The following is a 26,271-nucleotide window of genomic DNA, read 5'->3' as shown; positions in this document are numbered from 1 at the left end:
TAAGACATCAAAGCTAGATATTTCTATTTCGGAATTTACGGAGAAATTTTGTAGAATCTATGCAATCCTTTAAACCTAAGGAGTGGACCACTGGATAAGTTGTATTTACACAACTCGGCAGATTTGACAAATCTAAATTAAAACGTACTAACCCAATAAAAAAGTTCCAGGCAAGACACTAGGACCAATTATTGATAGTGAAACAACACCCTCTACAACACCAATCAAGTCACCGGCAGTATTAGAAATAGTTAAGTTACCATCTACAACTTGACGCGTATATTGGTCTTCGCTACCTGCCAGAACAATAAAATCTTCATTCAAATCAAAATTTTTGATCAAGGCGAAGTCTGTACTGCCCGCTCCTACATAAAAGGGTGTAGGAGTACCATAGAATTGACCACCAAATCCTAGATAAAATTCATCAACAGCGTCTCCACCAACTAAGGTATCCACCTCACCTACACCAAAGCTCCCCAAAGCTAAGTTTTGGAGGCTCTCTACTGTAGCTGTGATTCTACTGACTTGAACTCCCATTACAGAATTAACAAAGTCATCATTTAAGCCAAAATCGCTACTTGAGGCAGCAATAATATCGTTGCCTTTACTACCACTAAAAAGAGGGCTCCTGAAATCTTCAAACTGTCCAAACTGTAAATAATGGTCTAACCCAGAGCTAAAAATCCTTGCTTTCACTGCATTTGCAACATCAGAATACAGAGCTAAATAAACTTGCTCATTGAATGCAGTACCAGAACGGTTCTCAGTTTGTCCTGACTGGGCAAAGTGGGCCAAACCAGAACTAAAAATTCCAGTGGCAACTGCATTTGCTACATCAGGATATCTACGTAGGTAGAAACCCTCGTTGAATAAAGTTCCGCCCGATCGCCCTTCAGTGAGACCAAATTGCAAAAAGTGCTGCGATCCAGAACTGAAAATACCTGTCTGCACCGCATTGGCGACATCTGGATACTTCTGCAAGTAATACTGCTCATTAAATAGAGCAGCAAAGCGACCTTCCTCAAGACCAAACTGCACTAAGTGCTGAAACCCAGAACTAAAAATGCCTGACTGAACTGCATTCGCGACATCTGGATACCTTTGCAGATAAGCTTGCTCGTTATACAAGCCCAATAATCCAACCCGGCTTTCTGTTTCGCCATACAAAATGTAGTGCTGCAATCCAGACCTTAAGCTGCCAGTGGCAACCGCATTCGCTACGTCTGGGTTGGCTTGTAGGTAAAGGCCTTCGTTGTAGAGGGGTGAAACAGAAACGCGCCCTTCAGTAATCCCAAATAGTTGAAAATGCTGGAGGCCAGAGCTAAAGAAACCTGCTTGAACCGCATTGGCTACGTCTGGGTTAGTAGCAAGATAGTACCGCTCGTCAAAAATATCGAAGCTCATCTATTACCTTAGGAATTTTTATTGTAGTTTGAGTAAAATTACGTAGGAATCTTTTTAGTAATATCACAATTTCAAGCAGAGCAGTAGAGACTTTAAGTTTCAGTAATCGATCGCCCCACCCAGTCGGCGCTCAGGTGAGGCGGGATTTTAACGGCTTGTTTTACTGAAAGCAGTAAGCTACAGGAAGACCCCCAAAAGTACCTCTCATCAAGCTGTGCTCTAAGGGTGGTCTTGCTATTTCTCTTAACCTCATGAAATTAATCTCATGAATCAGTTGCTAAAAGGAGTTAATCTCTACCTCGTTGGGATGATGGGGGCTGGCAAAACAACCGTAGGACGCCTACTTGCAAAAGAGTTAGGCTACCACTTCTTCGACACAGACACGTTGATTGAGCAGTCGCAGAAAAAATCGATCAACGAAATCTTTGCAGAAACCGGAGAAGCGGCATTTCGGGATATTGAAACTGCTGTATTGGCCGAGCTATCGTCTTGTGTCAGATTGGCGATCGCGACAGGCGGCGGGATTGTACTCCAGCGCAAAAACTGGAGCTACCTGAGACATGGCTTAGTTGTCTGGTTAGATGCTCCGGTAGAGGTGCTTTACAGCCGATTGCAAAACGATGCGACTCGCCCCTTATTACGAGAGACCGACTTAAAGGTAAAGTTGCAAAGCTTACTGGAGCAGCGCCAAGCTCTTTATGCCCAGGCTGATTTGCATCTGACTTTGCAGCCGGGAGAAACTCCAGAGCAAATTACCGCTAGAGTCATAGCAGAAATTCCTACAGTGCTTTGTCCAGAACGAAGGCCAGTCACTGAGCTGAATTAGTCAGCAATTGTTGATGAGCGATCGCATTTCGTTAGACTCCACGGCTTTCATTCCCACCCTTAGGGATATTAAGCTCTACTAGACCTGACTTTTCGCCCAATCCAGCCCTCATGGTTAACGACAGCGAATATTTTCGGCAAGAGGATGCAACCCGCGTCCGCATCCTCAGTGAAGCCTTACCTTACATTCAACAGTTTGCCGGACGCACCATCGTGATCAAATACGGTGGGGCCGCGATGAAAGATAGCAATCTCAAAGAGAAGGTGATGCGGGACATCGTCTTCATGGCTTGCGTCGGGATTCGGCCTGTAGTGGTGCATGGCGGTGGCCCAGAGATTAACACTTGGCTCGATAAGCTGGGGATTGAACCTCAGTTTAAGAATGGTCTGCGAGTCACCGATGCTGCCACGATGGACGTGGTGGAGATGGTCTTAGTCGGTCGGGTGAATAAAGAAATTGTCTCTTTGATTAATCAAGCGGGCGGCTGTGCAGTCGGGCTCTGCGGCAAAGACGGCAGCTTGGTCAAGGCACGTCCCGAAGGTCAAGCAGACATTGGCTTTGTCGGTGAGGTGAATAGCGTCAACGTACGGATTTTAGAATCGCTGCTGAAGGCAGGACATATTCCGGTCATCTCTAGCGTCGCAGCAGACGACACCGGGCAAGCTTACAACATCAATGCGGATACAGTTGCGGGAGAGCTAGCAGCGGCTCTCGGAGCTGAGAAGCTGATTCTGCTGACCGATACAGCCGGAATCTTGCACGATTATCATGACCCTTCCACCTTAATTGACAAGCTGGATATCCAAGAAGCGCGCCAGCTAATTGAATCTGGAGTGGTTTCTGGGGGCATGATTCCTAAAGTCAATTGTTGTGTGCGATCGCTGGCTCAAGGTGTAAAAGCGGCCCACATTATTGATGGCCGTCTGCCTCACTCCCTGCTGCTAGAAATCTTTACTGATGCTGGTATTGGCTCCATGCTCGTGGCTTCTGAGTTTATGAAGTAAGACGAATGATCACTTATTCTGAGCAAATTTCCGCGATCGCTCACCGAGCCCAGGCACGAGAAGATGCTTTGCCTGTGCGAGACCCAGCTTGCCGTTCCCGGTTTTGGTTTCACCCGCGACCCACTTCTAAGGTTTGCTTGTTTTTCCACGGGTTCACGGCAGGCCCCTACCAATTTGAGCCGATGGGTGAAGCCTTTTACCAAGCAGGCTACAACGTTCTGGTACCCCTACAGCCAGGGCACGGCATCGCTGGCGACTGGAATCGCGATCATCCGCCACCGCTCCCGACAGATGTGCTCATCTATCAAAATTTTGCCGTGAATTGGCTCCAGCAAGCCCAGTCTTTAGGGCAGCAAGTCGTGGTGGGCGGACTTTCCAGCGGAGCGACCTTAGCGGCTTGGCTAGCCTCTGAGTACCCGCAGCAGATCGCTCGTGCCCTGCTGTTTGCACCGTATCTGAGTGGTACGAATCGGTTGGTCGATTTTTTGGTAGAAATTCTGCCCGTCTACTTTGAATGGTTGAACAAAGACGAGCCTGGGCATCATGGCTATGATGGCTTCCGGATTCCCACGCTGCGCCTGTTCTTGGATCTAGGCCAAGAGTTGCTCGACCGCGTGGCTCATCGCCCAGCCGCACCCATGTTTGTGATTTCTAGTGCCAGCGATCGCGCTACTAACCCTCAGGATCACCAAGCCTTGGCGCAAGCTGCCCGAACCCTCCAGCCTCAAACTTGGTATCACTGTCTGGACGAAGCCCTGGATATTCCACATACGATGATGACCCAAGCGGAGGGGAATGATTACCAAAACTTGCTGATCACCCTGGCAAAAGCTTTTGTTGAAAGTAACCTGACTTGGTCGGAGGTGTTGGCGATTGGCGATCGCTTGCTGCACGGAAACACGTTTGATGGTGCTGTAGCTGAGCTAAATCTCCAGCAACGCACGGCTGCGGAGTTGTCTGTGATGATGGCATTGCTTGACCTCAAGGCCATTGTTGCAGCGCATCAGGCTGAACTCAAACCCTAAAGAAACCAAACTGGCTGTTTTATGCCCAACTACTCTGCTACGATTGCCGCGATCGCCAAGCAAGCAAAAGCGCGGGAAGATGCTCTCCCCCTGCGTCATGAAGCCTGCCGCTCCAAGTTCTGGTTTCACCCCCAACCCACCCAGCGAGTTTGCCTCTTCTTTCATGGCTTTACAGCCGCACCCTACCAGTTTCAGCCCATAGCTGAGGCGTTTTACAAAGTGGGTTACAACGTGTTGGTGCCTTTAATGCCAGGGCATGGCGTCACTGGCAGTTGGGGGCCTGACAATCCCCCGCCGCTCCCAAGCGATCCAGCAATTTATAAGCAATTCGCCTTGCAATGGCTCCAGCAGGCACAAGCACTAGGAAAGCAGGTGATTGTCGGCGGCCTCTCAGGGGGAGGAACACTAGCAAATTGGCTAGCCTTTGAGCGATCGCAGCAAATTTACCGCACGCTGCTATTCGCTCCCTACCTGAGTAGCAGCAGCAAAGTCATAGATTTATTCGTGCAAAAGGCCAGTTCTTATTTCCAGTGGGAAAGCAAACCAGGGAGCGTTCCCGTTGGTTATTCTGGATTTTTGTTGCCGAACTTACGAGTTTTTCTGAATATTGGCCAAGAGGTGTTGGCTCGCTCCAAGTCTCTAGATCCGGTGGCTCCCATGCTGATCATTTCTAGCGAGAGCGATCGCGCTGTCGGCAATGACGATCACAGAGCCATGTTTCGCGCTGTCTTGCCGCGGCAACCAAAAACTTGGTACCACCGCTTCGATCGCGTCCTCGACATCCCCCACACCATGATGACCAAGCAGGAAGGCAACGAGTACCAAAACCTGCTGATTACGATGGCCAAGGCCTATACCGAAAGCAGCTTAGCCTGGAAGGACGTAGAAGAAATTGGCTACCGCATGACTCAAGGTAAGACCTTTAACGCAGTAGTAGCTGAGTTGAACTGGCAGAAACGAGTCTCAGCAGACATGCCTGCCATGATGACAATGGTAGATAAGCGAGAAATTGTCCTGGCCCGCAATAAGGCTGATGTTGGCGCTGACTAGAACGAAATACTAAAAGACCCCCGCACCCCAGGACGATACCGAGGTCGCTCAATAATCACGGGATTGACCAGGGTGGAATTGTAGATGGGCGAGTTGACGACCACCGGATTCACTAAGGTAGAATTCACCACGCTGCCGTTGACAATGTTGTGGCTCGTTCCACCCACAGCAGGATAGGGCGTAATACAGGGATGAAAACAGCCATAACCCACGGAACCATAGTTATTAGAAAAACTAGGTGAGGCGATCGCAGGACTCAAGAATAGGGGGTCGATCTGAGGTGGATGGTAAATCACATAATTAGGTGCTTGGTTGACTAAAATCACGCGCCTAATCGTCACTTTTTGACCTGCTACTACCGGAGCGGCACTTAGTAAAGAGCCACCAATGCTTACTAAAGCAAAGGTTGAAATTAAACTGAACTGGAAAGCAGACTGTAACTGAGAAGAGTGAGACATAGGGGTGACCCGAAAGTAGGAGCGATTGACTAAGCCAAAGCTGAACCTCAAGGCTGAACGTGGCGACACCCTGACAGGTATGAATTTCTCAAAGCAACTGATCGCTAGCTCTCAGATCTAGACTAACGCCCTTTGCTAGGATCTTGAAAGGTGCTTTACCGTAGCTTTAGATGGTAGAAAAAGCATCGAAGTTGCTCAGAAATGTAGCAGCTTCCAGATTTGTAGTGTGATTTAAGGCGAATAAGTTAAGCATGTTGATGCTTGGCTCAGTCCCAGTCCTGATCTAACTTTAAGAAGCGTGAGTTCAGAAAACCTAGAAATCGTTGAAGCTGAATACGAGGCTGGCAAAGCTACCTTTGAGCGAGGACAGTATCGCCAGTCGGTGCAGCATTTAGAAAAAGCTAGTGCTTTGGTCAACCGCACATCTCCTTTGGGTGGAGAGGTGCAAATGTGGTTGGTGACAGCCTATGAAGCCGCAGACCAGCGCCCCGAAGCGATCGCCCTGTGTCAGCAATTAACTCGGCACCCCGACTGGCAAACTCGCACCCAAAGTAAGCGCTTACTCTATATCCTAGAAGCCCCCAAACTAAATACTCGCCCTGAATGGTTGACCCAGATTCCCGATTTGGTAACCTTAGCGGAAAGCGATCCTAAAGATCGGCGAGGCAGTGCGGGAACGGCACCCGCGCGATCGCCGCGCAAAGTAACCGCAGCCGAAGAACCGGAGTCTCCTTTTAATCTCGGTCAAGCTAGCTCTAGAAATGCCAACTTTTTCTGGTTCGCCTTAGGGCTGATGGCGCTAATCTTGGGCAGTTTGTGGTGGTTTAGCTAAAAGCTGTTGCATACCTTAACTACAGACTAGTGCCGCTGCAACAGATACAGATAGGATGAGCAAGTATGGGAATCAACCTGGGAGTCAAGCCAGTGGGTAGAACGATCAAGCAGTCATCGCTCACAACTCGCCATTCAAGTCGGCCAACTCAGATAATCACAAAAACGGTCACAAAAGCGATCGCCCAAAAGCTAGGACAGCAGCTTAGGCGCTTTCGAGTGGTTTGGATGATGCTCTTAGCTTCCTTACTGCTTTCTGGTTGCGTTCAGTATGATGTCGGCATCAACTTCGAGAGTCCCAACCGGGGTGAAATCGTCCAACACATCAAGTTGGACGATCGCCTGACCAGCTTGAGTGGAGCCAGCGCCCAACAGTGGCTAGAGACAGTCGAACAGCGGACTCGGCGCTTAGGTGGCAAAATCCGCCGCAACTCTAACCAAGAAGTCACAGCCATCATCCCCTTCAGTAGTGGCGCTGATCTGAATACTAAATTCAACGAGTTTTTGCAGCCGTCAACCCAAAAAGGTACGGCGAAACGAGCCGAACCAGTTTTGCCTGAGATTACGTCAGACTTTCAGCTGTCGCAAAGTAACTTCTTGCTCCTGCTACGGAATCGCCTCAGTTATACTCTCGACTTGCGATCGCTCGGTGTCACGAGTGCCAATGGAGATTTGTTGGTAAGTCCTAGCTCATTATTAGACTTAGAGTTTCGGCTCAACACGCCTTGGGGAGCCCGCAGCATCGATACGGCAGCTAATGCCATTAGTGCGGAGCGTCGCCAGCAAGGTCATGAATTGATCTGGACGCTGAAGCCAGGCCAGATCAACCACTTAGAAGCAGCTTTTTGGCTACCGAGTCCGTTAGGAATTGGCACTGTGATCATCGTCTTTTTAGTGCTGGGTGGGTGGTACTTGAAGTATCAATCTCTGCCTGGACAAACAGCGGGTTCGACTCAAGTTCCTGCCTCAGAAGGTTAGTCAAACCCTGCTAGCTGCTGACTCACGGATTATCTACAATGCGCCGTTCAAACAATCTCCAGCGTTTGTTTCTATTGGGTTTGAGCGGCCCAATTGTAGCTCTGAACGTTTGGATTCTGTCGCAGGTTTTTCGCTACTTTGAGCACTCGATCACGCTGCTAGTAGTGGCGGCAATTTTGGCGTTTCTGCTCAACTATCCAGTGCAGATCTTGGAACGGACTCAAATTAGCCGTTCTCAAGCCGTGATCGCGGTTCTGCTGCTGGCACTGGCGCTGTTAGTCGTGCTGGGTGTAACCTTGGTCCCGATTTTGGTGGAGCAAGCCGCTCAGTTTGTGGACAAGCTTCCTGCGTCGCTAGCGGATAGCCAGCGTCATGTAGCTTCTTTAGACATTTGGGCGAAAGCACATCGTCTCCCGTTAGACCTCCAAGGTTTTAGCACTCGGATTAACAACCAAATCGAAAATCAGTTACAAGCCTTAGCCAGTCAAGCATTGGGTTTGGCAATCATAACGGTTTCGGGGCTATTCGACTTGGTTTTGGTGGTGGTGCTGGCCTTTTATATGCTGCTCTACGGCGATCGCATGTGGCAAGGCTTAGTCAACTTATTGCCAGCCAGCATTGGTTTACCGCTCAGCGCCTCTCTGCGCCTGAATTTTCAAAACTTTTTCATCAGTCAGTTGTTGTTGGGATTTTTTATGTTCTCAACGCTGATTCCCATTTTCATCGGGCTGAGGGTGCCCTTTGCGCTGCTCTTTGCCCTGTTGATTGGCATGGCTGAGCTGATTCCCTTTATTGGAGCCACGTTGGGAATTGGAATTGTGATTCTGCTGGTCATGTTTCAAGACTTTTGGCTCTCGCTACAGGTAGCCTTTGCCGCAATTCTGATGCAGCAGATTAAGGACAACGTTTTGGCTCCTAGATTGATGGGCAATTTCACCGGACTAAACCCCATTTGGATTTTTATCGCCATATTGATGGGGGCGCAAATTGCGGGATTACTCGGCGTTTTAGTCGCCGTTCCGATCGCAGGCACTATTAAGAGCACTATTGATGCAATTCGGGAGATTAACCGCCCCAAAGTAGTTACTACAGAAGTTTTGCCAGAAGAGAAACAGGTGCACCGCTAATTCACTGAACCATACAGAACCATTCGATCGAGTGAGCAGGCTGCTAAGCTTTTCTTCAGATATCGGGTCTGAGATTTAAGTTACAGTCCTGATGATGCTTAAAAAACTTGTGAAGTTAGCCAGACCTGTGAAATTGAGGAGTTGATGAATGCGCCAGATTAACTTTTTAATCATCTTTGTCATTGCGCTAGCTTTGGTCTTGTTCAGTTTAGAAAACACCGAACCTGCCACCATTCATATTGTTCGAGATATTCAAATTCAAGCTCCCCTGGCCGTAGAACTGATTTTGGCTTTGGGCGTGGGTGCAGTACTGGCCTGGGTCTTCAGCGTTTGGGCCCAACTACAACACATGCTGGAAATTCGCAAAGGCTTGCAACAAGTTCAAGAGCGAGAGCAACGCATTGAAGAGCTAGAACAAGACCTCGATCGCTACAAAGCAGAACTTCAAAACCAGCAACCCCTATTGCCTGCGGTTGATTCTATGGCCCAAGAAGTCTAGACTGCTGGGAGGCTGGCTGGGATGTGGACTGCTGATTTGACTAACCCTGATAGTCTCTGGAATTTGGTGGTGCCAGTGTTCTTGCTGGGCCTGATTGTCTTAGCGGCGGTTGCCTTTGTTCGCATTAACAGCAAGTAGGAATTGGTGGCATGGTTCTGTCTCTGGCCCAAAGCGCGATCGCCTTACTGACCGAGTTGGCAGAGCGGGGTGAAATTGACCCTTGGGATGTCCAAGTGATTGAGGTGATCGATCGCTTTTTGAGTGAATTGACTCCCAGCGACACAGTAGAAATGAACCGAGCTACCTACGAAGCTGACCTGTCCCGTTCTGGGCAGGCTTTTTTATACGCCTCCATGTTGGTGCTCCTCAAAGCTGACACGTTGGTCCGGGCCGAATCTTCTGAAGTTGAAGTGCTCGACGAGGGAGAATTTCTAGAGCCAGATGGGTTGATGGAAACTCAGATGCCACTACATCTAGAACGGCGCTTACGGCGACGAGCGGTGGCAAAACCGCCGCAAAACCGCCGAGTCACCTTGCAGGAGTTGATTGAGCAACTGGAACTGATGGCCGCAAGCATGGTGGAAGCCGCCCCTCGCACTCGCCCCCGTCGCCCCCGTCCCCAATCGCGCAGCCAAGCAGTCCGAGCGATCGCGCAACTAGCGCACCAAGAAAACCTTTCCGAAGTGGCAGCCGCATTAGACCAATTTCTGGCGACCCAATGGCTAAAAATCTCCCAAGGAGAAGATTGGCTAGACTTTGATTTGTTGATAAAACTATGGTCGGGTGCTGCTCAGCAAGAATTAGATCTTCCTGGCTTATCTAATGGCTCGCATCACAGCACTAGCGATCGCGTCGCCATCTTCTGGGCGCTACTATTTTTGTCCGCTCAGTCCAAAGTAGAGTTATCGCAGGAGGAATTTTACCAAGACTTAAAAGTTCGGAGTCTCGCAGAATTGCCTATTTTTGCGGTATCCGAATAAGCGGGGCATCCTAGCAAAACAGATCACCAGTTTTACCAAGCCAGTTTCACCAAGAATGTAAAAGATCTGTTAGCATCTTGGCGACTCCCAGCCAGTTATGTCTGGTAGTGATAAATTTTGCCGGGTTAGGCAGTCAGGTTGAGATCAATGAAGAGAATGGTTGGTAGATTATCTACAAACCATTGGGTTGCATCAATACGAGTTTTTCCAAAGCGGCTGATTGAGGCCGTTTGGTAATGAGAGGGGGAGGAGAGCAAGTGCCACAGCACTGGAACTCAACCGCCAAATAATGTATCGATTATTGACAGTGTAGTGGTCTAGGGTGAGAGATAAATATTTATGAAAGCCATGATCCTGGCAGCTGGTAAAGGTACGCGCGTTCGTCCGATTACCTACACCATTCCCAAGCCCATGATTCCAATCCTGCAAAAGCCAGTGATGGAATTTCTCTTAGAACTCCTGCGCCAGCATGGTTTTGACGAGATTATGGTCAATGTCAGCCACCTAGCCCATGAAATTGAAAACTACTTCCGAGACGGGCAGAAGTTTGGCGTCCAAATTGCTTACTCTTTCGAAGGGCGCATTGTAGATGGTGAGTTGGTCGGTGAAGCGCTAGGCTCGGCAGGAGGCATGCGCCGAATTCAAGACTTTTCCCCTTTCTTCGACGACACCTTTGTGGTGATGTGCGGCGATGCCCTGATTGATCTTGACCTTACTGAGGCAGTGAGATGGCACCGAGAAAAAGGTTCGATCGCCACTGTAATCATGAAATCCGTGCCTAGGGAAGAAGTCTCCAGCTACGGGGTTGTGGTAACTGATGAGTCAGGTCGCATCAAAGCCTTCCAAGAAAAGCCTGCTGTAGATGAAGCCCTCAGCACTAGCATCAACACAGGTATCTACATTTTTGAGCCTGAAGTTTTAGATTACGTTCCCTCAGGCTGCGAGTTTGACATTGGGGGTGAGTTGTTCCCCAAACTCGTCGAAATGGCTGCGCCTTTCTATGGCGTCACAATGGATTTTGAGTGGGTGGACATCGGCAAGGTGCCTGACTACTGGCGGGCGGTGCGTGGAGTTTTGCAGGGCGACGTTAAAAATGTGCAAATTCCAGGGCATGAAGTCGCACCAGGCATCTACACCGGATTAAATGTGGCCGTGAACTGGGACAAAGTTGATATTCAAGGCCCAGTCTATATCGGCGGCATGACCCGAATTGAAGATGGAGCCAAGATTGTTGGTCCCACCTACATTGGCCCGAACTGCCGCATTTGTGGGGGGGCAACCGTTGACAACAGCGTGATCTTTGAATACTCACGCCTAGGTCCTGGGGTGCGCTTGGTAGATAAGCTGGTCTTTGGTCGCTACTGTGTTGATAAAACCGGGGCAACGATTGATGTCCAAGCGGCAGCCCTCGACTGGTTGATCACCGATGCTCGCCAAGAAATTCCCTCTCAGCCAGCGCTGGAACGGCAAGCGATCGCGCAACTCCTCGGCAAGGATATCAGCGAGATCGGCAAAGATAGCCGAGCCATGCTTTCCTAAGCGTCGGGCCTCAGATTAGTTCTAGCCTCTGAGCAAAATCAAAATCCGATTCTTGAATGCCTTAAGTTCGAGAGTCGGATTTTTGTTGGCACCCTTTTCTGTTGGTGCTGAATAAAACAGCAGCATGACGAAGGCTTTAAGGTCTGATTACAGGTTGCCGCAGTACTAAAATTCCTTGAGCATTCACTCGATAAGCTTGACCCACATAGCCCGTGCGATCGTACAACACTTGATGGATATGTTGATCTAGCTTGACTTCATCGGCAATGCGATCGCGATAATAGCCTTTCATTTGCTCCTCAACGCCCATTTCGCTGAGGCGATCGTGCACTTGGGTACTGTTGCCCTCAAAATAGGCAGTTCTAGCGGTGTCGTCTTGGAGAAAGCTGACAATGACCGAGAAGGGTACGCCTCCAATCGTCACATATTCCCCCACCACTAAAACAACCCAAAGTCCTAAAGATAGCAGGATGCCTGAGCCAGCCAAGACGACAATTTGCTGAGGCGATCGCAGTGAACCTGAACCCGGAGTTTTGGCTTGTTTGTGTAAGGCTTGCTTTGATTGAGGTGTGAAAGCACCCATGATCTCAGACCTCTAGCGATCGCTCTTAATCTAGCTTAGCGAGTCAAAGGCTGCCAAATCCTTGAACAATTGAGCAGCAAACTCAGTCTCAATTGCTAAGGTTAGAAATTGGGAAATGTACTGGATCAATCGCACATATGAGCGTATAAGGTTTCAGGTACCCAGTCGCTACCTAAAAAATCATTGCCCAACTGACTGCTCACCCTGCGTGGTGTGATGAGAAGCCCTGAGTGCAACCCCATGAATTTCTTTTTGTCTGGTTTTGTGGCCCTGACCCTGCGGCGGTGGCAATTGCAACTTGTTTCTACTGACCATCGTGTTGGTCAGACTCACCCTGTAAAACGTTGGGCTCTGCTAGGACTGGGAGTCTTGGGCAGTGGGCTGTTATTACCCAGTCTCGCTCACCCGGCGGCAGCGGCAGAACGTGTTTATGTCTCCTATGGCTCCGTCGAACGCTCCATTTCCGTGGACACATTAGAGACTTACGCCAGAACGGGCACCATCAATGATGATTTAGCGGCTTACGCTCAATATGCAGACCCCAAACAGCTGCAAGATTTACGAGAAGTTCTACTCACACCAATTCAACTTTCGTCGGTCGCCGTTTCTCAGTTCCTCTACACCCCCCAAGCGGAAACGTTACTAATGCGCTTGGGGCAGGTGATTCAAACAGAGGCGCGTCAGACTGGGTTTTATGCCATTCGCTCGGCCTTGATTTTGGCAGCAGCTCAGCCGGAGGGCTTGACCTTGCTCAATGTGATGCGGCAATTTCCCACGGATGGCATTCGAGTAAACTTGGGTCGCAGCCTAGAAATTGCTAATGCCTTGGATGAATTCGTGGAGCAAACAAGGCAAGCCTCCGTCGCAATTAGCCAACAAGCAACGGCAGAAGCGGCTTTGGCACCTGTGACTGATTTTTCTGCCCTCACGGACTTACGCCAAACGGGAGGATTTGAGTGGCAGAAAACCACCATCACCTTGAGCGATCGCACCCGCAAAACTATTCAACGATTTCCCAATCGTCCGCCGATAGAAGTTCCTCGAGAACGGGTGTTTCCAGTTGATATCTACATGCCATTGGCCAGCGCTGCACAAAACCAGGCCCAACCTTACCCAGCTCCAGTGATTGTGATTTCTCACGGGTTGGGGTCAGATCGCACGACCTTCGATTATTTGGCTAAGCATCTGGCTTCCTACGGCTTTGTGGTAGCTTTGCCAGAGCATTTGGGGAGTAATGCGGGTCGGTTGCAGGCGCTCTTGAGTGGTACAGCCACTGATGTCGCTGAATCCTTTGAGTTCGTCGATCGCCCCTTGGATGTTAAATATTTGCTGGATGAGTTGGAGCGGCGGTCTAAGTCTGAGCCGTTGTTTCGAGGGCGGCTTAATCTACAACAAGTGGGAGTAGTAGGGCAATCCTTCGGAGGCTACACAGCCCTCTCCGTAGCTGGGGCAACGTTGAACTTTGAGCAATTGGCCGAGAACTGTCAGCGCAGCAATGAGTCTTTGAACTTATCGCTGTTGTTGCAATGTCGGGCGCGGGAATTAGCAGGGCGGCAGTACGAGTTGCGAGATCCTCGTATTAAAGCCGCGATCGCGATTAATCCGGTTGATAGCACCGTATTTGGAGAACCGAGTTTGAGCCAAATCCAAGTACCGTTAATGATGATTGCTGCCAATGCCGACACAGTTGCGCCTGCCTTGCCGGAGCAAATTCGACCGTTTACTTGGCTTACCATGCCAGAAAAGTATCTAGTGCTGATGAATGGGGCTACTCACTTCTCGGCCATTGGCGCTTCTGCTACTAATAGTGAAGTTGTGCCCATTCCGACCCCAGTGATTGGGGCAGCTCCAGCGTTGGCTTACCGCTACATCCAAGCCTTAAGCGTGGCGTTCTTTAAAACTCACATCACAAATCAAGAGCAATTTCGACCTTACTTAACTTCTGCCTATGCCGCTAACATCAGCCGAGCGCCACTCAAACTAGATTTAGTGCAATCTTTTACTGCTGCTCAATTGGCCCAAGCCCTAGATGGTGAGACAGAAGAACCAACAGTGCCACCGGAGTCTGTCCCTGCTTCCCCTGCAACCTCTCCCTCCGAGCCATTGCCCGCACCCGTCCCACTGGAGGAGCTAGTTCCCACAGTGCCCTAGAATTGAGCCTCTTCTGAGCGCATGAAGCGCGATCGCGCTGTTCAAGACTTGGCCAAAGCGCATACAGTTCTAAAGGAACGCAATTTTTGTCTCTCTTAAGATAATTTATCTGTGCCAGTACTTGAGCCTAAACATCAACAAATTATCGGGGAACTAATTGCACTGCAAGCCCAAGATCGTCAGTGTAATTTATCCCAATTTAGAAGCATCACAAGTGCCGAGCAGTACCAAAAGCTTTACCAGTTATTGCAGCAATATGTAGCGCCAAAAAGTGCGGTTTTAGATTGGGGCTGTGGCAATGGTCACTTTTCTTATTTCCTCGCCCGTGCCGATTATCAAGCTTATGGTTATGCCTTTGAAGACTTTTACTTACGACAAAAGCTAAATCAATTTACTTACGAATTTAAGCAAGGCACTCTTACAGATGCGATCGCCATCCCGTACGCCGACCAACAATTTGATGCGGTGGTTTCTGTGGGCGTTTTAGAGCATGTACGAGAAACTGGAGGGGATGAAATCGCCAGCTTAAAAGAGATTTTTCGCCTGCTTAAACCGAGCGGTTATTTCATTTGCTACCACTTGCCCAACCAATTCAGTTGGATTGACCCGATCGCCGCGCTAGTCCCTAACAAACACCACCACCTTTATCGCTATACTCACCAATCCATTCAAGCTTTGTGCCAAGCAGCAGGCTATGACTTGTTAGAGTTACAACGTTATGGAGTTTTGCCCCGCAATTTTTGGGGCAACTTACCCGGAAGTATTCGCACCTCGGCAGCGATCGCTCAAGGTTGGCAGATGGCGGATTCAACTTTAACCTACATTTTCTCCCCGTTCTGTCAGAATTATTGGTTTGTGGCGCAAAAACCAAGCAACAGCCACTGTCCTACTGCGTAGAGAGACTTAACTGAGACTGTGCAAGGGTTTTTGAACTTAAATAAACCAGCGGGAATGACTTCCCATGATTGTGTGGCTAAGCTGCGTCGCCTGCTGAAGCTGAAGCGAGTGGGACATGGCGGCACCCTCGACCCCGCAGCAACCGGGGTGCTGCCAGTCGCGATCGGACGAGCTACCCGTCTCCTGCAATTTTTGCGATCGGATAAAGCGTATCGCGCCACTGTGCGATTGGGAGTCAGGACCGCAACCGATGACCTAGAGGGAGAAACCCTGTCCGCTCAGGCAGCGCCGAATTTAACCTTGGCAGCGGTGAAAGCAGCTCTACCGCAGTTCCAGGGACCGCTGCAGCAAATTCCTCCCGCTTATAGTGCCGTCCAAGTTGAAGGTCGGCGGCTTTATAGCTTGGCTCGGGCGGGAACCCCAATTGAAGTGCAGCCTCGTGCCGTGGAGGTGTTTGCCATTGAAGTACTGGATTGGCGATCGGGCGAATTTCCCGAGCTTGATTTGGCGATCGCTTGTGGTCCGGGCACTTATATCCGGGCGATCGCGCGGGACTTAGGCGAGGTGTTAGGGGTGGGGGGCACGTTGGCCGCTTTGAGTCGTACGGAGAGTTGTGGCCTCACGTTAGCGGAGAGCCTCACCTTTGCCGATTTAGAAGCGCAGCTACAGGCAGGCACCTTTGAAGCGATCGCTCCCCTGAGTGTTTTGCAGCATCTACCTTCGATTATCCTCTCCCAGGAGTTAGCGCGACGTTGGTGCTGGGGACAACGAGTGTTTCAGCCGCTGGATCAGCATTTATTCCAAGCAGTTGAGTCCGCAGATGCCCCAAGTTTAGCGGTACGAATTCACCACGAAGATGGACGGTTTTTGGGCGTGTCTCAGCAAATTCAAGAACCAGAAGGCACGCTATTAGCACCTCAAATGGTCTTGGAGCCTGACTTATAAAGTTCGTCTTCTGGCTCATCGGGTAACTCAGTTTGCCAGGTGGACACCGGACGCAGCGCCGCTGGAAGTTCACCTTGGTCTAGGGGAAACTCCAAAATAGTTTCTGACAATCCCAAATAGCCAGATTCACTAAACGAGATCAGCATCCGTTGCAAGGCATGCCAAATCTCCGCTTCATATTCCCAGTCGCGATCGCGGTTTGCTCTCCCAGCGATCGAGCGTAAGGCCCAGAAGTAGCTATTCCGCACCATCGACCCACCTTTCTTGTAAGGCGGGACATCCTCATGGTGGAGGAACAGAATGTCATCAACGATCTTGGCTCTCATGGTTGTTTCTAGGGGGTGATTCTGGGTTAAGACGATCCGGAGGGCGAAAAAGCTTCTATCCTCAATTTTAGGAATCGCTGACCCGCCTTTGGAGAATACTCATGCCCTCATCCCAAGTTGCCGCTTACGGTACATGGAAGTCCCCCATTACTTCAGATTTGATTGTCACCGGGACGATTGGCCTCAGTCAGGCAGCCTTAGACGGAGAGGATATCTATTGGCTGGAGCTAAGACCCACAGAGGCAGGCCGAACTGTGCTGGTGCGCCGGACTCCCGATGGGCAAACTTCAGATGTTACACCCGCTCCCTTCAATGTGCGGACACGAGTGCATGAATATGGTGGGGGGGCTTATGTGGTTCACCAAGGCACCGTCTACTTCACTCATTTTGCTGATCAACGCCTCTATCGCCAAATGCTAGGCTCAGAACCACGAGCTCTGACACCGGAAGGCAACTGGCGCTATGCCGATGGCGTGGTAGACGAATCACGGCAGCGCTTTATCTGTGTGCAAGAAGACCACACGGCTGGTGAGCAGGAACCCGTCAACACAATTATCAGCCTCAGCTTAGAGGCAGGCCAAGAACCAAAGATTTTGGTAACTGGCAATGACTTCTACTCCTCCCCGCGCCTCAGCCCTGATGGCTCACATTTAGCTTGGTTGACTTGGAACCACCCCAACATGCCCTGGGATGGCACCGAGCTTTGGGTCGCCGCCTTTAACCCTGATGGTTCCTTGGCAGAACCGGAGAAGGTTGCAGGCGGCACTACCGAGTCGATTTTTCAGCCAGAGTGGTCTCCTAGCGGCATTCTGCACTTTATCTCCGATCGCTCTGGTTGGTGGAATCTATACCGTTGGCAGCAGGGTCAGGTAGAGGCTTTGTGCGATCGCGCTGCTGAGTTTGGTGAACCGCAGTGGGTGTTTGGTCAGTCTACCTACGGGTTTGATACGAGCGGTGGCAGTGAGCAAATTATCTGCACCTATGTCGAGAAGGGTACTACCCACCTCACTCGGCTAAACCCAGAAACTCAAGAACTCCAGCCAATTGCAATTCCCTATACAGTGGTGCGAGGGTTGCAAGTAGCAGCGGGGCAAGCTGTGTTCTTGATAGGCTCCCCAACCGAATCACTCGCGATCGCCCGACTCGATTTAGCTACAGGCGAAATCACTGTTTTGCAGCGTGCCAGCCACCTGCAGGTTGATCCAGGCTATCTCTCGGAACCACAAGCGATCGAGTTTCCGACCGAGAATGGCTTGACCGCCTATGCTTTCTTCTATCCACCTAAAAACCAAGACTATCAGGCACCCGACGGAGAAAAACCACCTTTACTCGTCAAAAGTCATGGTGGCCCCACCGCTGGCACTTCTACGCTTTTGAGCTTGAGCATTCAGTATTGGACGAGTCGGGGGATTGCTGTTTTAGATGTGGATTACGGCGGCAGCACCGGATATGGTCGCGCATACCGGGAGCGACTGAAAGGGCAGTGGGGCATTGTCGATGTGGATGACTGTGTGAATGGAGCCCGCTTCCTAGCAGAGCAAGGTTTGGCAGATGGCGATCGCCTAGTGATTGATGGCGGAAGCGCGGGAGGTTATACGACGCTCTGTGCTTTGGTGTTTCGCGATGTATTCAAGGCAGGCGCGAGCTACTACGGAGTCAGCGATTTGGAGGCATTGGCGAGAGATACGCACAAGTTTGAATCCCGCTATCTCGATGGCTTAATCGGCCCCTATCCCGAACGGCAAGATTTGTATCAAGCGCGATCGCCTGTCCATTTCTGCGATCAGCTTGCTTGCCCAGTCATTTTCTTCCAGGGTTTAGAAGACAAAATTGTGCCGCCTAGCCAAGCCGAGGCAATGGTGTCAGTGCTGGAATCGAAGGGCTTACCCGTAGCCTACATTGCGTTTGAAGGCGAGCAACATGGTTTCCGCAAGGCTGAAAATATTAAGCGATCGCTGGACGGCGAACTCTATTTCTACTCGCGTGTATTTGATTTTGAGCTGGCCGATCCGGTTGAACCTGTCGCGATCGCCAACCTGTAGGGGTCTAAGGCTTTCATCGGTGCTAGGGTAAAGATTGGTTGCATTTTCGTTCGGTTACTCATGTCTGCTGCGATCTCCCTGCAAAACGTCTACAAAACCTATAGCGATCGCCCGGTCGTTCAGGATCTTTCACTCACGATCAAATCAGGGGAGATGTTTGGCCTACTCGGCCCCAATGGTGCAGGGAAATCCACCACAATTCGCATGCTAACGACGCTGACTAAACCCAGCCAAGGCCAGATTCAGATTGCTGATTTTGATGTGGTGCGTCATGCGGCTCAGGTGAAGCAACGCATTGGCGTAGTGTTGCAGCAGACGAGTGTAGATGGCGACCTCACGGTTTGGGAGAACATGGAGTTTCATGGTCGCTTGCACCATATCCCCAATCGGGTACGTCAAGAACGGATCGATCGCTGGTTAGATTATGTAGAACTGAGCGATCGCCGGAAGGATTTGGTCAAAACCTTGTCCGGAGGGATGAAGCGACGTTTACAGATTGCCCGTGCTCTACTGCATGAACCAGAAATTTTGTTTCTAGATGAGCCCACTGTCGGTTTAGACCCGCAAACTCGCCGCCGCCTCTGGGAGATCATCCGTGACTTAAACAAGCAGGGCATGACCATGTTGCTCACCACGCACTACATGGATGAAGTGGAGTATCTGTGCGATCGCATTGGCGTGATGGATGCGGGCAAGTTGATCGAGTTGGGCACGCTCTCCGAACTCAAGCAGAAATATGGCGAAGGCTTGGTCATGACCCAGAAAGGCGACAAATGGGATTACCAATTTTTCCCCGACTTGGAGCAAGCCAACGCCTATCTTGATCAGCAGCCAAACAAGACTGGTATGATGGTGCGACCTTCCAACTTAGAAGACATTTTTGTTGAATTGACAGGACGTAATCTGGATTGAGCGATCAACCAACGCTTTGGGAAGAACCGCCAAAACAGACGGGACTCGCCAGCACCATCGAAGCAATTCTCTACTTGAAGGCCCAACCGCTGACAGCCAGCGAGATTGCCAAATATGCAGGCTGCGATCGCGCTACGGCAGAAGAAGGCTTGATCGAACTCATGACCGATTATGCTCATCGCGACAGTGCCTTGGAAGTGGTGGAAACCCCAGAGGGCTACAGCCTGCAACTGCGTCCAGCCTTTCATAAGTTAGTTCAAACCTTAATTCCAGTAGATTTGGGGGTGGGGGCTTTACGAACTTTAGCGGCGATCGCCTTACGAGGACCGATTGCTCAGGCAGATTTGGTGAACTTGCGCGGTTCAGGTGCCTATCAACATGTACCAGAATTAGTCGAGCAAGGCTTTGTGCGGAAACGGCGGCAATCGGATGGTCGGTCCTATTGGTTACAAGTCACCGAGAAGTTCCACCAGTATTTTCAGGTAGACAAACTCCCGATCGCTCTAGAGCCACAAACTCAAGAGCCTGCTGACGAATCTTAAATTTTGCCATTCGACAACCACCCCTTACCCGTCCCTAGAGGTTCGGAATTTTCACCTTTTTGAGACTGGTCACAGAGGTGGGTGGAAGTGCCACAATAGTACAAATAAGCAAGCAAACCCTTTAGCGTCCTTATGGTCTTTAACCCTGAAAGTGCTAAGTTCCTTGGCTCTGACCCCGAAAATGCTCAAGCAAATCCGTTGCTGAAATACCTGCAACATCAGTCACCTGAGGTGCTAGCACGGGTTGCCAAGTCGGTCAGCCCGGAGGTAAAACAAATTATTTCCCATAACGTTCAGGGTTTGGTGGGAATGTTACCCAGTGAAGGCTTTAACGTTCAAATTACGACCGATCGTGACAACTTAGCAGGGCTGCTCGCCTCTGCCATGATGACGGGCTATTTCCTGCGCCAGATGGAGCAACGCATGGAACTAGAAGGCGTTTTAGCGGGTTCAATGTCTCTTCACGAAGACCCCCCTTCTAACCCATAACCTGCAAGCGCAAAAAGAAATTTTTAGGATCGCGAAGATTGACCTAACCCCCGGCCCCTTCCCTGATAGGGAAGGGGAGAGAGATGGTAAATCAACCCATTTCTTCGGTCGGAAAAGCGCTGGGTTGAATCCGCAAGCGCTGAGCTTTGCCGTTGCGGTTAATTTCGAGATTGAGCTGTGCCCCTACGACACTCGCTTCCACCATCTCTTGCACTTCAGAAGCAGTTCTAACCGACTTGCCGTTAATTTTTTGAATCACGTCTCCCTGCTTTAAACCTGCCTTGGCAGCGGGTGAGTTGTCCAAAACCTTAACAATCAAAACGCCTTGATCCTGCGTCACCTTAATGCCCAGCTCGCGATCGCGGTTGATTTCCTCTTTAATTTCGCCCGTTAGGTCAACCATCTGGATGCCTAGGTAAGGATGCTCGGCGCGACCACTGCGAAATAGTTGCTCGGCAATGCGCTCTGCCGTCTCGATGGGAATCGCAAAGCCTAAACCTTGAGCGTCAGCTCGGATAGCTGTGTTAATACCCACAACTTCTCCCTGCTCGTTTAGCAAAGGTCCGCCAGAGTTACCGGGATTGATCGCCGCATCGGTTTGGATAAATTGCACCCGTTTGTTCGGCACGCCCACCTGAGAGCTAGAGCGACCAATAGCACTGATGATGCCAGCGGTGACAGTGTTATCCAGACCTAAGGGATTGCCGATCGCGATCGCCCATTGCCCTGGAACTAGTGATTGAGACTTGCCCAATTTGACCACAGGCAAGCTAGAAGCACTGATTTTGACCACCGCTACATCCGTCACTGGATCCGTTCCCACCACTTGGCCGTTAAAGCTGCGACCATCCTTCAGCGTCACTTTGACAGTATCAGCCTCAGCCACGACATGGGCATTAGTCATGAGTCGGCCATCCGCACTCAAAATAAAGCCAGAACCTGTCCCTCGTTCCACACGATCTTCTGGGATAGGGGCTTCACCGCCAAAGAAGCGTTTGAACATGGGGTTTCTAAACGCCTCCGGCACATTACCCGTCACTGTCCGCGCTGAGTCAATTCGCACCACCGCAGGCCCTACCTTTTCGACCGCTGCGGCAATAAAGTTAGGGCTGGTAGGGGAGATGGGTAGGCTGGCAGTGGTACGGGCAGACGGCTTCTGAGTCGGTGGTTGAAGAAAAGGTGCTAGCCCGCCGGATGAAGTTGTTCGCTCTGCGGTGAGGTAGCGATTACCCCACGCTCCTGCACCACCGCCAATGGCTAACAAAGCTAGGTAAATCGTTAGTTGTTTGAACGACAAACTCATAGTCTCAACACTGAATGGCAGTGGCGCAGGAAATATACCTCTACTGTAATCGATGGTGCTTCTGAGCAGGAAAATCGGACTGAGCTAGGCGATCGCTTCCGATTGCGATTCAATAAAGCTAGGAAACAGCAGTCAGAAGACAGGAGTCAAAATAGATGCAGTTCTTCTGACTTCCAATTCTTAACTTCTGACTCCCCCCGATATGACACCCATGAGTTTTTCTCGCTGGTTTGCTCTACCCACTCTGCTCTGGCTCACTTGGTATACACTCAGCAGTAGTGCTGCAACGCCGGAAGTCAGGTCAGGGATACGGCCAGGGGCGATCGCTCAAATTTCCAGTCTTTGTCCAAAGCCTGCATTAGAGCGCTTGACTCGCTACAAGGTTAAGTCGGGTGAAACGCTAGAGAGTATTGCTCAGAAATATAATTTGATTCCTGCAACTTTGATGGGGTTTAATCCTAGCCTGAGGAGTGGCAAAGCAACTCCTGGCGCAGAGATTGTGATTCCACCTTACAACGGGGTGCAGGTAAGCGTTCCGGCAGGCCAAACTTGGCGGGATGTCGCGGCTACCTACAAAGTGCGGGCTGATGTGCTGTTTGAAGTCAATGGTTGCTCAGCCAAACCTGCCACTGTTTTTGTCCCTGGTGTAAATTGGTCTCCAGTCGGCTCTGCTCCACCCAGCATCAGTCCCAAAGATCGCGATAACTATGGCTTAACAAGCTACCCGCTGCCCACCACGGCGACGGTGCTGCTAGGTTACGGTTGGCGGCTACAGCCTGCGATCGCTCAAGTGGCTTTTCATAGCGGCATTGACCTTGCAGCTCCAGTCGGCACCAATGTTCTAGCGGCAGGCGATGGTGTGGTAGCTTTTGCTGATCAGCAAGGCAGCTATGGCAGTTTAGTTGTGATTAACCATGCTGGCGGACGGCAGAGCCGCTATGCACAGTTGGGCAGCATCAAAGTCAAGGCGGGCCAGACTGTGAAGAAGGGCACGCTAGTTGGTACGGTCGGCACGACTGGAACACCTAGCTCAAAAGCAACTCATCTACATTTTGAGGTGCGCTACAACTCCAATTTAGGGTGGGTCGCTGAAGATCCAGAACCTTATATTCAAGGCATGAAAGTGGCAAAACAGTGATTCAATAAGAAACTGTGAATAAATATTAAAGATGAGCCACCCATCGCCTGAACAACTCCAAATCTTTTTAGACGTTGCCACGGAAGCAGTGCTGGCAGCAGGAGTCATCTTGCAAGATTACTGGGGCCACCTAGAAGGGATTGAGGAGAAAGGTCGTCCCGGAGATTTAGTCACAAAAGCGGACAAGGCCGCAGAAACAGCGATCCTACAGGTGCTGCGTCGCCATGTTCCGGACCATCCCATTTTGGCTGAAGAATCAGGTCAACTCGACAACACGGCCAGCGAATATTTGTGGGCGATCGATCCCTTGGATGGCACCACGAACTATGCCCATCAGTATCCTGTTGCCGCAGTTTCGGTAGGGCTGTTGATTGAGGGAGTGCCCCAAGTCGGAGCTATTTTTGACCCCTTCCGCCAAGAACTGTTTCGAGCCGCTACAGGATTAGGAGCCACTCGCGATCGCCGTCCGATTCAAGTCTCAAAAACCGCTGAACTGAGCAAGAGCCTTTTAGTCTCAGGCTTTGCCTACGATCGCCGTGAAACCTCAGACAATAATTACGCCGAATTTTGTCATCTCACACACCTGACTCAAGGGGTGCGTCGCAGTGGCTCTGCCGCATTGGATCTCGCCTATGTCGCCTGTGGTCGCTTCGATGGCTATTGGGAGCGGGGCTTGTCTCCTTGGGATATGGCAGCGGGTATTGTGTTGGTTCGGGAAGCGGGTGGACAGGTTACAGCTTACGACCAAAGCCCTGTAGTCATCCCTTCCGGTCGAATTCTCGCTACGAATCAGCAAATTCACAGCGCTTTGAGCAATGAACTGTTACAGGTGAGCGCTGCATCAGCCGCAAGAAGTGATAACAATGTATTAAGTCAGGATGCTAGCCACCCCTCCTAAGGCATGCATCCCCTGCGAGGCAAAGTAGACTAGAAGCATTTACGTAGTAGGAAGTGAGACCACAAACCATGTCTTTTCAAATTGACCGAGGGCTATTTAAGCTGGATTTCACTGACTACTACGCCATCTTGGGAGTCCCAATCAACTCGGACGCTAAGGAGATTCGGAAACGCTATCTTAAAATCGCGCGCAACCTCCATCCAGATAGCTTTTCATCCGAATCTGAGGACGAAAAGCAGCAAGCCACAGAGTTGTTATCCAAGCTCGTTAATCCAGCTTACGAGAAGTTATCTCAAGATCGCGAACGAGCTGAATACGAAGTCTTAGTGCGGCTGAAAGGTCAACAGGCTATTAAAGAAAAAGATTCTGTTCAAATCTTTAGTGAAGTAGCAACACAACTCTCTAAAGCTAATGATGTTGACCATGCGTACAAAACGGCACTACAAGAGATAGCAACTAAGCAGTATCAAACTCTAGATCAGATCTTGGAACTGACTGGTCAAATTAGTGAGTTAAATTTTGTCTACCTCCTACGCAAAGGTGGTGCCGTCCCAGGGTCTTCACAGACTAAAAATCAGGCTGCAGGAGGTGCTGCAACTTCTAATCAAGCAGGTAAATCTAATCAAGCGGCGAATGCTGCTCCAGCACCTTCTACTGCTTCACAAGCCAAGCCAACCGCTGTAGAACAATATTGCCGTCGGGCCGAAGAACTGATTGTTAGAAACGCTTTTGCTCAAGCAATTTTGGAACTCCGAGATGGTTTGAAATTAGAACCAAATAACAGCCGCTGTCATGGCTTGTTGGGCATGGTGTATTTGAAGCAAAACCAGGCCAAGATGGCTAAGATTCATATTGAGCGAGCACTACAGTTAAATCCGAAAGATGAAATAGCTTTGGAAGCGAAGCAGAAATTAGATAAGCTGTCTGCTGGGACTGGCGGTAAAGCTAAACCAGCCAAGGCTGGTCAGTCTGAGAAACCCCGTGATTCGGGTGGTGGTTTGTTTGGTTTGTTTGGTGGAAAGAAAAAATAATGGTTTATCAACCACCTGCTGGAGCTAGAGACCTCCTGCCACTCGATGTGGCTCAAAAGCGCTGGATTGAGAAGGGTCTACAGCAAGTGTTTCATCGCTGGGGCTATCACCGCATTATTACTTCAACCTTAGAGCGGCTGGATACCCTGATGGCTGGGGGAGCGGTGCAGCGCTCTACGGTGATTCAAGTTCAAGATGCCGAGAATGAAGTGTTGGGGCTGCGGCCAGAACTGACAGCTTCGATCGCGCGGGCAGCAGTGACTCGGATGGCGGGTGCTACCTATCCCCAACGGCTTTATTACAATGCCAATGTGTTCCGGCGGGCGGCTCAAGCCAATCACAACCGTCAGCAGGAGTTTTACCAAGCAGGCGTGGAACTGTTGGGCGGCGGTGGCTTAGCAGCAGATGCGGAGATTCTGCTGTTGCTGGCCGAATGCTTGAAGAATCTCGGTCTAGCTCAGTGGCACTTAGTTTTAGGAGAAGCAGGACTAACGCGATCGCTCCTCTCGCCGTTTCCGAGCCACTTGCAAGACACGGTACGGCAAGCGATCGCTCACTTAGACCGCATTGCCCTAGAAACTCTCCCACTCTCGCCAGAACTGCGGGAACGAGCGCTGTTTTTAGTGGATCTGCGCGGTCGCCCAGGGGATGTGCTGCAAAAGGTGTCAAGTTTAGACCTGGATGCGGCTCAGTGTGAAGCGGTCAATAACCTCAAGTCTTTGGTGGAACTGCTCAACGATAGTTTTGCTGCACAGCCAGAGCAATCTCCCCTGATTCTCGATCTTAGCTTGATTCAAACCTTTGACTACTACACAGGCATTGTGTTTGAAGTGGTGAGTGAAGCTGAAACTGGGCAGCGCGTGTTGGGCCAGGGCGGACGCTATGACCAGTTGTTAGGTCTGTATCATCCTCAAGGAGAAACGTATCCTGGGATTGGTTTCTCGCTCAATATCGAGGATTTGCATCAAGTGCTGTTGCCCACCGAGCAATTGCCTCAGGAAACACCGAATAGTGATTGGTTGGTGGTGCCAGAAAGCGCTCAAGCTTATACGGCAGCTTTTGCTTATGCCCAAAAGTTGCGGGAGTCGGCTGAGTTGGTGCGGGTTGAGGTAGATTTGGGCGATCGCCACTCCCCAGAAGCGGTGCGAGAATATGCGCGCGATCGCCGGATTGCCCAGGTGGTTTGGATTAAGGTGGATGGTTCTGCTGAGGTAGAGTCACTCACCTAATCTCGTCCTGAATCTTTAGGTTGATCCTGATAGCTTAGAAGAAGCAATCAGATTGATTTGTTTT

Annotated in this window: 26 protein-coding genes; 21 read left to right on the top strand and 5 right to left on the bottom strand. The window is 50.4% G+C overall.

The genetic code is table 11. The annotated features are described in order from the left end of the window. Positions 1 to 147: 147 nt before the first annotated feature. Positions 148 to 1,404, bottom strand: a complete 1,257-nt coding sequence (locus tag H6F90_RS24700; RefSeq protein ID WP_190554714.1) for a hypothetical protein — start codon at positions 1,402 to 1,404, stop codon at positions 148 to 150. A gap of 265 nt (positions 1,405 to 1,669) precedes the next feature. On the opposite strand from H6F90_RS24700, the gene H6F90_RS24695 reads away from it, so the two are divergent. From H6F90_RS24695 to H6F90_RS24680, 4 genes are all read left to right on the top strand, one after another. Next, positions 1,670 to 2,230: a shikimate kinase gene (locus H6F90_RS24695; protein WP_190554713.1), complete on the top strand. Its 561-nt coding sequence runs from the start codon at positions 1,670 to 1,672 to the stop codon at positions 2,228 to 2,230. Positions 2,231 to 2,340: 110 nt separating this feature from the next. After that, positions 2,341 to 3,234 (top strand): acetylglutamate kinase, encoded by an 894-nt coding sequence (gene argB, locus H6F90_RS24690; protein ID WP_190433721.1) that lies wholly within the window; start codon positions 2,341 to 2,343, stop codon positions 3,232 to 3,234. Positions 3,235 to 3,239: 5 nt separating this feature from the next. Beyond that, positions 3,240 to 4,259 (top strand): carboxylesterase, encoded by a 1,020-nt coding sequence (locus H6F90_RS24685; RefSeq protein WP_190554712.1) that lies wholly within the window; start codon positions 3,240 to 3,242, stop codon positions 4,257 to 4,259. A gap of 21 nt (positions 4,260 to 4,280) precedes the next feature. Next, positions 4,281 to 5,309, top strand: a complete 1,029-nt coding sequence (locus tag H6F90_RS24680) for a carboxylesterase (RefSeq protein ID WP_190554711.1) — start codon at positions 4,281 to 4,283, stop codon at positions 5,307 to 5,309. Here H6F90_RS24680 and H6F90_RS24675 read toward each other — a convergent pair. Next, a complete protein-coding gene (locus H6F90_RS24675; protein ID WP_190554710.1) occupies positions 5,306 to 5,767 on the bottom strand; it encodes a hypothetical protein in 462 nt (153 codons plus the stop codon). The genes H6F90_RS24680 and H6F90_RS24675 overlap by 4 nt on opposite strands. 298 nt (positions 5,768 to 6,065) lie before the next feature. Here H6F90_RS24675 and H6F90_RS24670 point away from each other — a divergent pair, with 298 nt between their 5' ends. The 6 genes from H6F90_RS24670 (at position 6,066) to H6F90_RS24645 (ending at position 11,721) form a co-directional block, all read left to right on the top strand. Beyond that, positions 6,066 to 6,599: a hypothetical protein gene (locus H6F90_RS24670; RefSeq protein WP_190433726.1), complete on the top strand. Its 534-nt coding sequence runs from the start codon at positions 6,066 to 6,068 to the stop codon at positions 6,597 to 6,599. 65 nt (positions 6,600 to 6,664) lie between these two features. Next, positions 6,665 to 7,576: a DUF3153 domain-containing protein gene (locus H6F90_RS24665; protein WP_190554709.1), complete on the top strand. Its 912-nt coding sequence runs from the start codon at positions 6,665 to 6,667 to the stop codon at positions 7,574 to 7,576. 38 nt (positions 7,577 to 7,614) lie between these two features. Continuing rightward, the gene (locus H6F90_RS24660) at positions 7,615 to 8,703 is read left to right on the top strand and encodes an AI-2E family transporter (protein ID WP_190554708.1); all 1,089 of its coding nucleotides are present in this window, start codon (positions 7,615 to 7,617) and stop codon (positions 8,701 to 8,703) included. Between the two features lie 148 nt (positions 8,704 to 8,851). Then, positions 8,852 to 9,202 (top strand): lipopolysaccharide assembly LapA domain-containing protein, encoded by a 351-nt coding sequence (locus H6F90_RS24655; protein WP_190433729.1) that lies wholly within the window; start codon positions 8,852 to 8,854, stop codon positions 9,200 to 9,202. 149 nt (positions 9,203 to 9,351) lie between these two features. Continuing rightward, positions 9,352 to 10,182: a segregation/condensation protein A gene (locus H6F90_RS24650; protein WP_190433730.1), complete on the top strand. Its 831-nt coding sequence runs from the start codon at positions 9,352 to 9,354 to the stop codon at positions 10,180 to 10,182. A 339-nt stretch (positions 10,183 to 10,521) separates the two neighbouring features. Then, positions 10,522 to 11,721, top strand: a complete 1,200-nt coding sequence (locus H6F90_RS24645) for a sugar phosphate nucleotidyltransferase (protein ID WP_190554707.1) — start codon at positions 10,522 to 10,524, stop codon at positions 11,719 to 11,721. Positions 11,722 to 11,857: 136 nt separating this feature from the next. Here H6F90_RS24645 and H6F90_RS24640 read toward each other — a convergent pair whose 3' ends face one another. Continuing rightward, entirely contained in the window at positions 11,858 to 12,304 is a 447-nt protein-coding gene (locus tag H6F90_RS24640; RefSeq protein WP_190554706.1) for a hypothetical protein, read from the bottom strand. A gap of 240 nt (positions 12,305 to 12,544) precedes the next feature. Between H6F90_RS24640 and H6F90_RS24635 the strand changes: the two genes are divergently transcribed. From H6F90_RS24635 to truB, 3 genes are all read left to right on the top strand, one after another. Next, complete coding sequence (locus tag H6F90_RS24635; protein ID WP_190554705.1) at positions 12,545 to 14,455, top strand: alpha/beta hydrolase; 1,911 nt, start codon at positions 12,545 to 12,547, stop codon at positions 14,453 to 14,455. A 111-nt stretch (positions 14,456 to 14,566) separates the two neighbouring features. Then, entirely contained in the window at positions 14,567 to 15,352 is a 786-nt protein-coding gene (locus tag H6F90_RS24630) for a class I SAM-dependent methyltransferase (protein WP_190554704.1), read from the top strand. 18 nt (positions 15,353 to 15,370) lie between these two features. After that, positions 15,371 to 16,297, top strand: coding sequence for a tRNA pseudouridine(55) synthase TruB (gene truB / locus H6F90_RS24625; RefSeq protein ID WP_190554703.1), 927 nt, complete (start codon positions 15,371 to 15,373; stop codon positions 16,295 to 16,297). On the opposite strand, the gene H6F90_RS24620 is transcribed toward truB, so the two are convergent. Next, entirely contained in the window at positions 16,270 to 16,623 is a 354-nt protein-coding gene (locus H6F90_RS24620; protein WP_190554702.1) for a hypothetical protein, read from the bottom strand. The genes truB and H6F90_RS24620 overlap by 28 nt on opposite strands. Positions 16,624 to 16,724: 101 nt before the next feature. Between H6F90_RS24620 and H6F90_RS24615 the strand changes: the two genes are divergently transcribed. The 4 genes from H6F90_RS24615 (at position 16,725) to H6F90_RS24600 (ending at position 20,608) form a co-directional block, all read left to right on the top strand. Then, the gene (locus H6F90_RS24615) at positions 16,725 to 18,665 is read left to right on the top strand and encodes a S9 family peptidase (RefSeq protein WP_190554701.1); all 1,941 of its coding nucleotides are present in this window, start codon (positions 16,725 to 16,727) and stop codon (positions 18,663 to 18,665) included. Positions 18,666 to 18,725: 60 nt separating this feature from the next. Then, positions 18,726 to 19,577: an ABC transporter ATP-binding protein gene (locus tag H6F90_RS24610; protein ID WP_190554700.1), complete on the top strand. Its 852-nt coding sequence runs from the start codon at positions 18,726 to 18,728 to the stop codon at positions 19,575 to 19,577. After that, complete coding sequence (gene scpB, locus H6F90_RS24605; RefSeq protein ID WP_190433747.1) at positions 19,574 to 20,119, top strand: SMC-Scp complex subunit ScpB; 546 nt, start codon at positions 19,574 to 19,576, stop codon at positions 20,117 to 20,119. Before H6F90_RS24610 ends, scpB begins: the two co-directional genes overlap by 4 nt. A gap of 132 nt (positions 20,120 to 20,251) precedes the next feature. Further along, a complete protein-coding gene (locus H6F90_RS24600) occupies positions 20,252 to 20,608 on the top strand; it encodes a DUF760 domain-containing protein (RefSeq protein ID WP_190433749.1) in 357 nt (118 codons plus the stop codon). 91 nt (positions 20,609 to 20,699) lie between these two features. Here H6F90_RS24600 and H6F90_RS24595 read toward each other — a convergent pair whose 3' ends face one another. Next, on the bottom strand, positions 20,700 to 21,911 hold the full coding sequence (locus tag H6F90_RS24595; RefSeq protein ID WP_190554699.1) for an HhoA/HhoB/HtrA family serine endopeptidase: 1,212 nt from the start codon (positions 21,909 to 21,911) through the stop codon (positions 20,700 to 20,702). A gap of 211 nt (positions 21,912 to 22,122) precedes the next feature. Between H6F90_RS24595 and H6F90_RS24590 the strand changes: the two genes are divergently transcribed. The 4 genes from H6F90_RS24590 (at position 22,123) to H6F90_RS24575 (ending at position 26,207) form a co-directional block, all read left to right on the top strand. Next, complete coding sequence (locus tag H6F90_RS24590) at positions 22,123 to 23,049, top strand: M23 family metallopeptidase (RefSeq protein WP_190554745.1); 927 nt, start codon at positions 22,123 to 22,125, stop codon at positions 23,047 to 23,049. Between the two features lie 31 nt (positions 23,050 to 23,080). Next, positions 23,081 to 23,947, top strand: a complete 867-nt coding sequence (locus H6F90_RS24585; protein WP_190554698.1) for an inositol monophosphatase family protein — start codon at positions 23,081 to 23,083, stop codon at positions 23,945 to 23,947. A 68-nt stretch (positions 23,948 to 24,015) separates the two neighbouring features. Continuing rightward, positions 24,016 to 24,978, top strand: a complete 963-nt coding sequence (locus H6F90_RS24580) for a J domain-containing protein (protein ID WP_190433757.1) — start codon at positions 24,016 to 24,018, stop codon at positions 24,976 to 24,978. Beyond that, positions 24,978 to 26,207, top strand: coding sequence for an ATP phosphoribosyltransferase regulatory subunit (locus H6F90_RS24575; protein ID WP_190554697.1), 1,230 nt, complete (start codon positions 24,978 to 24,980; stop codon positions 26,205 to 26,207). The genes H6F90_RS24580 and H6F90_RS24575 overlap by 1 nt, the downstream gene beginning before the upstream one ends. Positions 26,208 to 26,271: the final 64 nt, after the last annotated feature.

Source organism: Trichocoleus sp. FACHB-591, from assembly GCF_014695845.1.
Lineage (GTDB): Bacteria > Cyanobacteriota > Cyanobacteriia > FACHB-46 > FACHB-46 > Trichocoleus.
This window is presented reverse-complemented; position numbering and strand designations above follow the sequence as displayed.

Coding starts and splice junctions, on each gene's coding strand:
- H6F90_RS24700 (WP_190554714.1), bottom strand. CDS start 1,404: ATGAGCTTCGATATTTTTGACGAGCGGTACTATCTTGCTACTAACCCA.
- H6F90_RS24695 (WP_190554713.1), top strand. CDS start 1,670: ATGAATCAGTTGCTAAAAGGAGTTAATCTCTACCTCGTTGGGATGATG.
- argB (WP_190433721.1), top strand. CDS start 2,341: ATGGTTAACGACAGCGAATATTTTCGGCAAGAGGATGCAACCCGCGTC.
- H6F90_RS24685 (WP_190554712.1), top strand. CDS start 3,240: ATGATCACTTATTCTGAGCAAATTTCCGCGATCGCTCACCGAGCCCAG.
- H6F90_RS24680 (WP_190554711.1), top strand. CDS start 4,281: ATGCCCAACTACTCTGCTACGATTGCCGCGATCGCCAAGCAAGCAAAA.
- H6F90_RS24675 (WP_190554710.1), bottom strand. CDS start 5,767: ATGTCTCACTCTTCTCAGTTACAGTCTGCTTTCCAGTTCAGTTTAATT.
- H6F90_RS24665 (WP_190554709.1), top strand. CDS start 6,665: ATGGGAATCAACCTGGGAGTCAAGCCAGTGGGTAGAACGATCAAGCAG.
- H6F90_RS24660 (WP_190554708.1), top strand. CDS start 7,615: ATGCGCCGTTCAAACAATCTCCAGCGTTTGTTTCTATTGGGTTTGAGC.
- H6F90_RS24655 (WP_190433729.1), top strand. CDS start 8,852: ATGCGCCAGATTAACTTTTTAATCATCTTTGTCATTGCGCTAGCTTTG.
- H6F90_RS24650 (WP_190433730.1), top strand. CDS start 9,352: ATGGTTCTGTCTCTGGCCCAAAGCGCGATCGCCTTACTGACCGAGTTG.
- H6F90_RS24645 (WP_190554707.1), top strand. CDS start 10,522: ATGAAAGCCATGATCCTGGCAGCTGGTAAAGGTACGCGCGTTCGTCCG.
- H6F90_RS24640 (WP_190554706.1), bottom strand. CDS start 12,304: ATGGGTGCTTTCACACCTCAATCAAAGCAAGCCTTACACAAACAAGCC.
- H6F90_RS24635 (WP_190554705.1), top strand. CDS start 12,545: ATGAATTTCTTTTTGTCTGGTTTTGTGGCCCTGACCCTGCGGCGGTGG.
- H6F90_RS24620 (WP_190554702.1), bottom strand. CDS start 16,623: ATGAGAGCCAAGATCGTTGATGACATTCTGTTCCTCCACCATGAGGAT.
- H6F90_RS24615 (WP_190554701.1), top strand. CDS start 16,725: ATGCCCTCATCCCAAGTTGCCGCTTACGGTACATGGAAGTCCCCCATT.
- H6F90_RS24610 (WP_190554700.1), top strand. CDS start 18,726: ATGTCTGCTGCGATCTCCCTGCAAAACGTCTACAAAACCTATAGCGAT.
- H6F90_RS24600 (WP_190433749.1), top strand. CDS start 20,252: ATGGTCTTTAACCCTGAAAGTGCTAAGTTCCTTGGCTCTGACCCCGAA.
- H6F90_RS24595 (WP_190554699.1), bottom strand. CDS start 21,911: ATGAGTTTGTCGTTCAAACAACTAACGATTTACCTAGCTTTGTTAGCC.
- H6F90_RS24590 (WP_190554745.1), top strand. CDS start 22,123: ATGAGTTTTTCTCGCTGGTTTGCTCTACCCACTCTGCTCTGGCTCACT.
- H6F90_RS24585 (WP_190554698.1), top strand. CDS start 23,081: ATGAGCCACCCATCGCCTGAACAACTCCAAATCTTTTTAGACGTTGCC.
- H6F90_RS24580 (WP_190433757.1), top strand. CDS start 24,016: ATGTCTTTTCAAATTGACCGAGGGCTATTTAAGCTGGATTTCACTGAC.
- H6F90_RS24575 (WP_190554697.1), top strand. CDS start 24,978: ATGGTTTATCAACCACCTGCTGGAGCTAGAGACCTCCTGCCACTCGAT.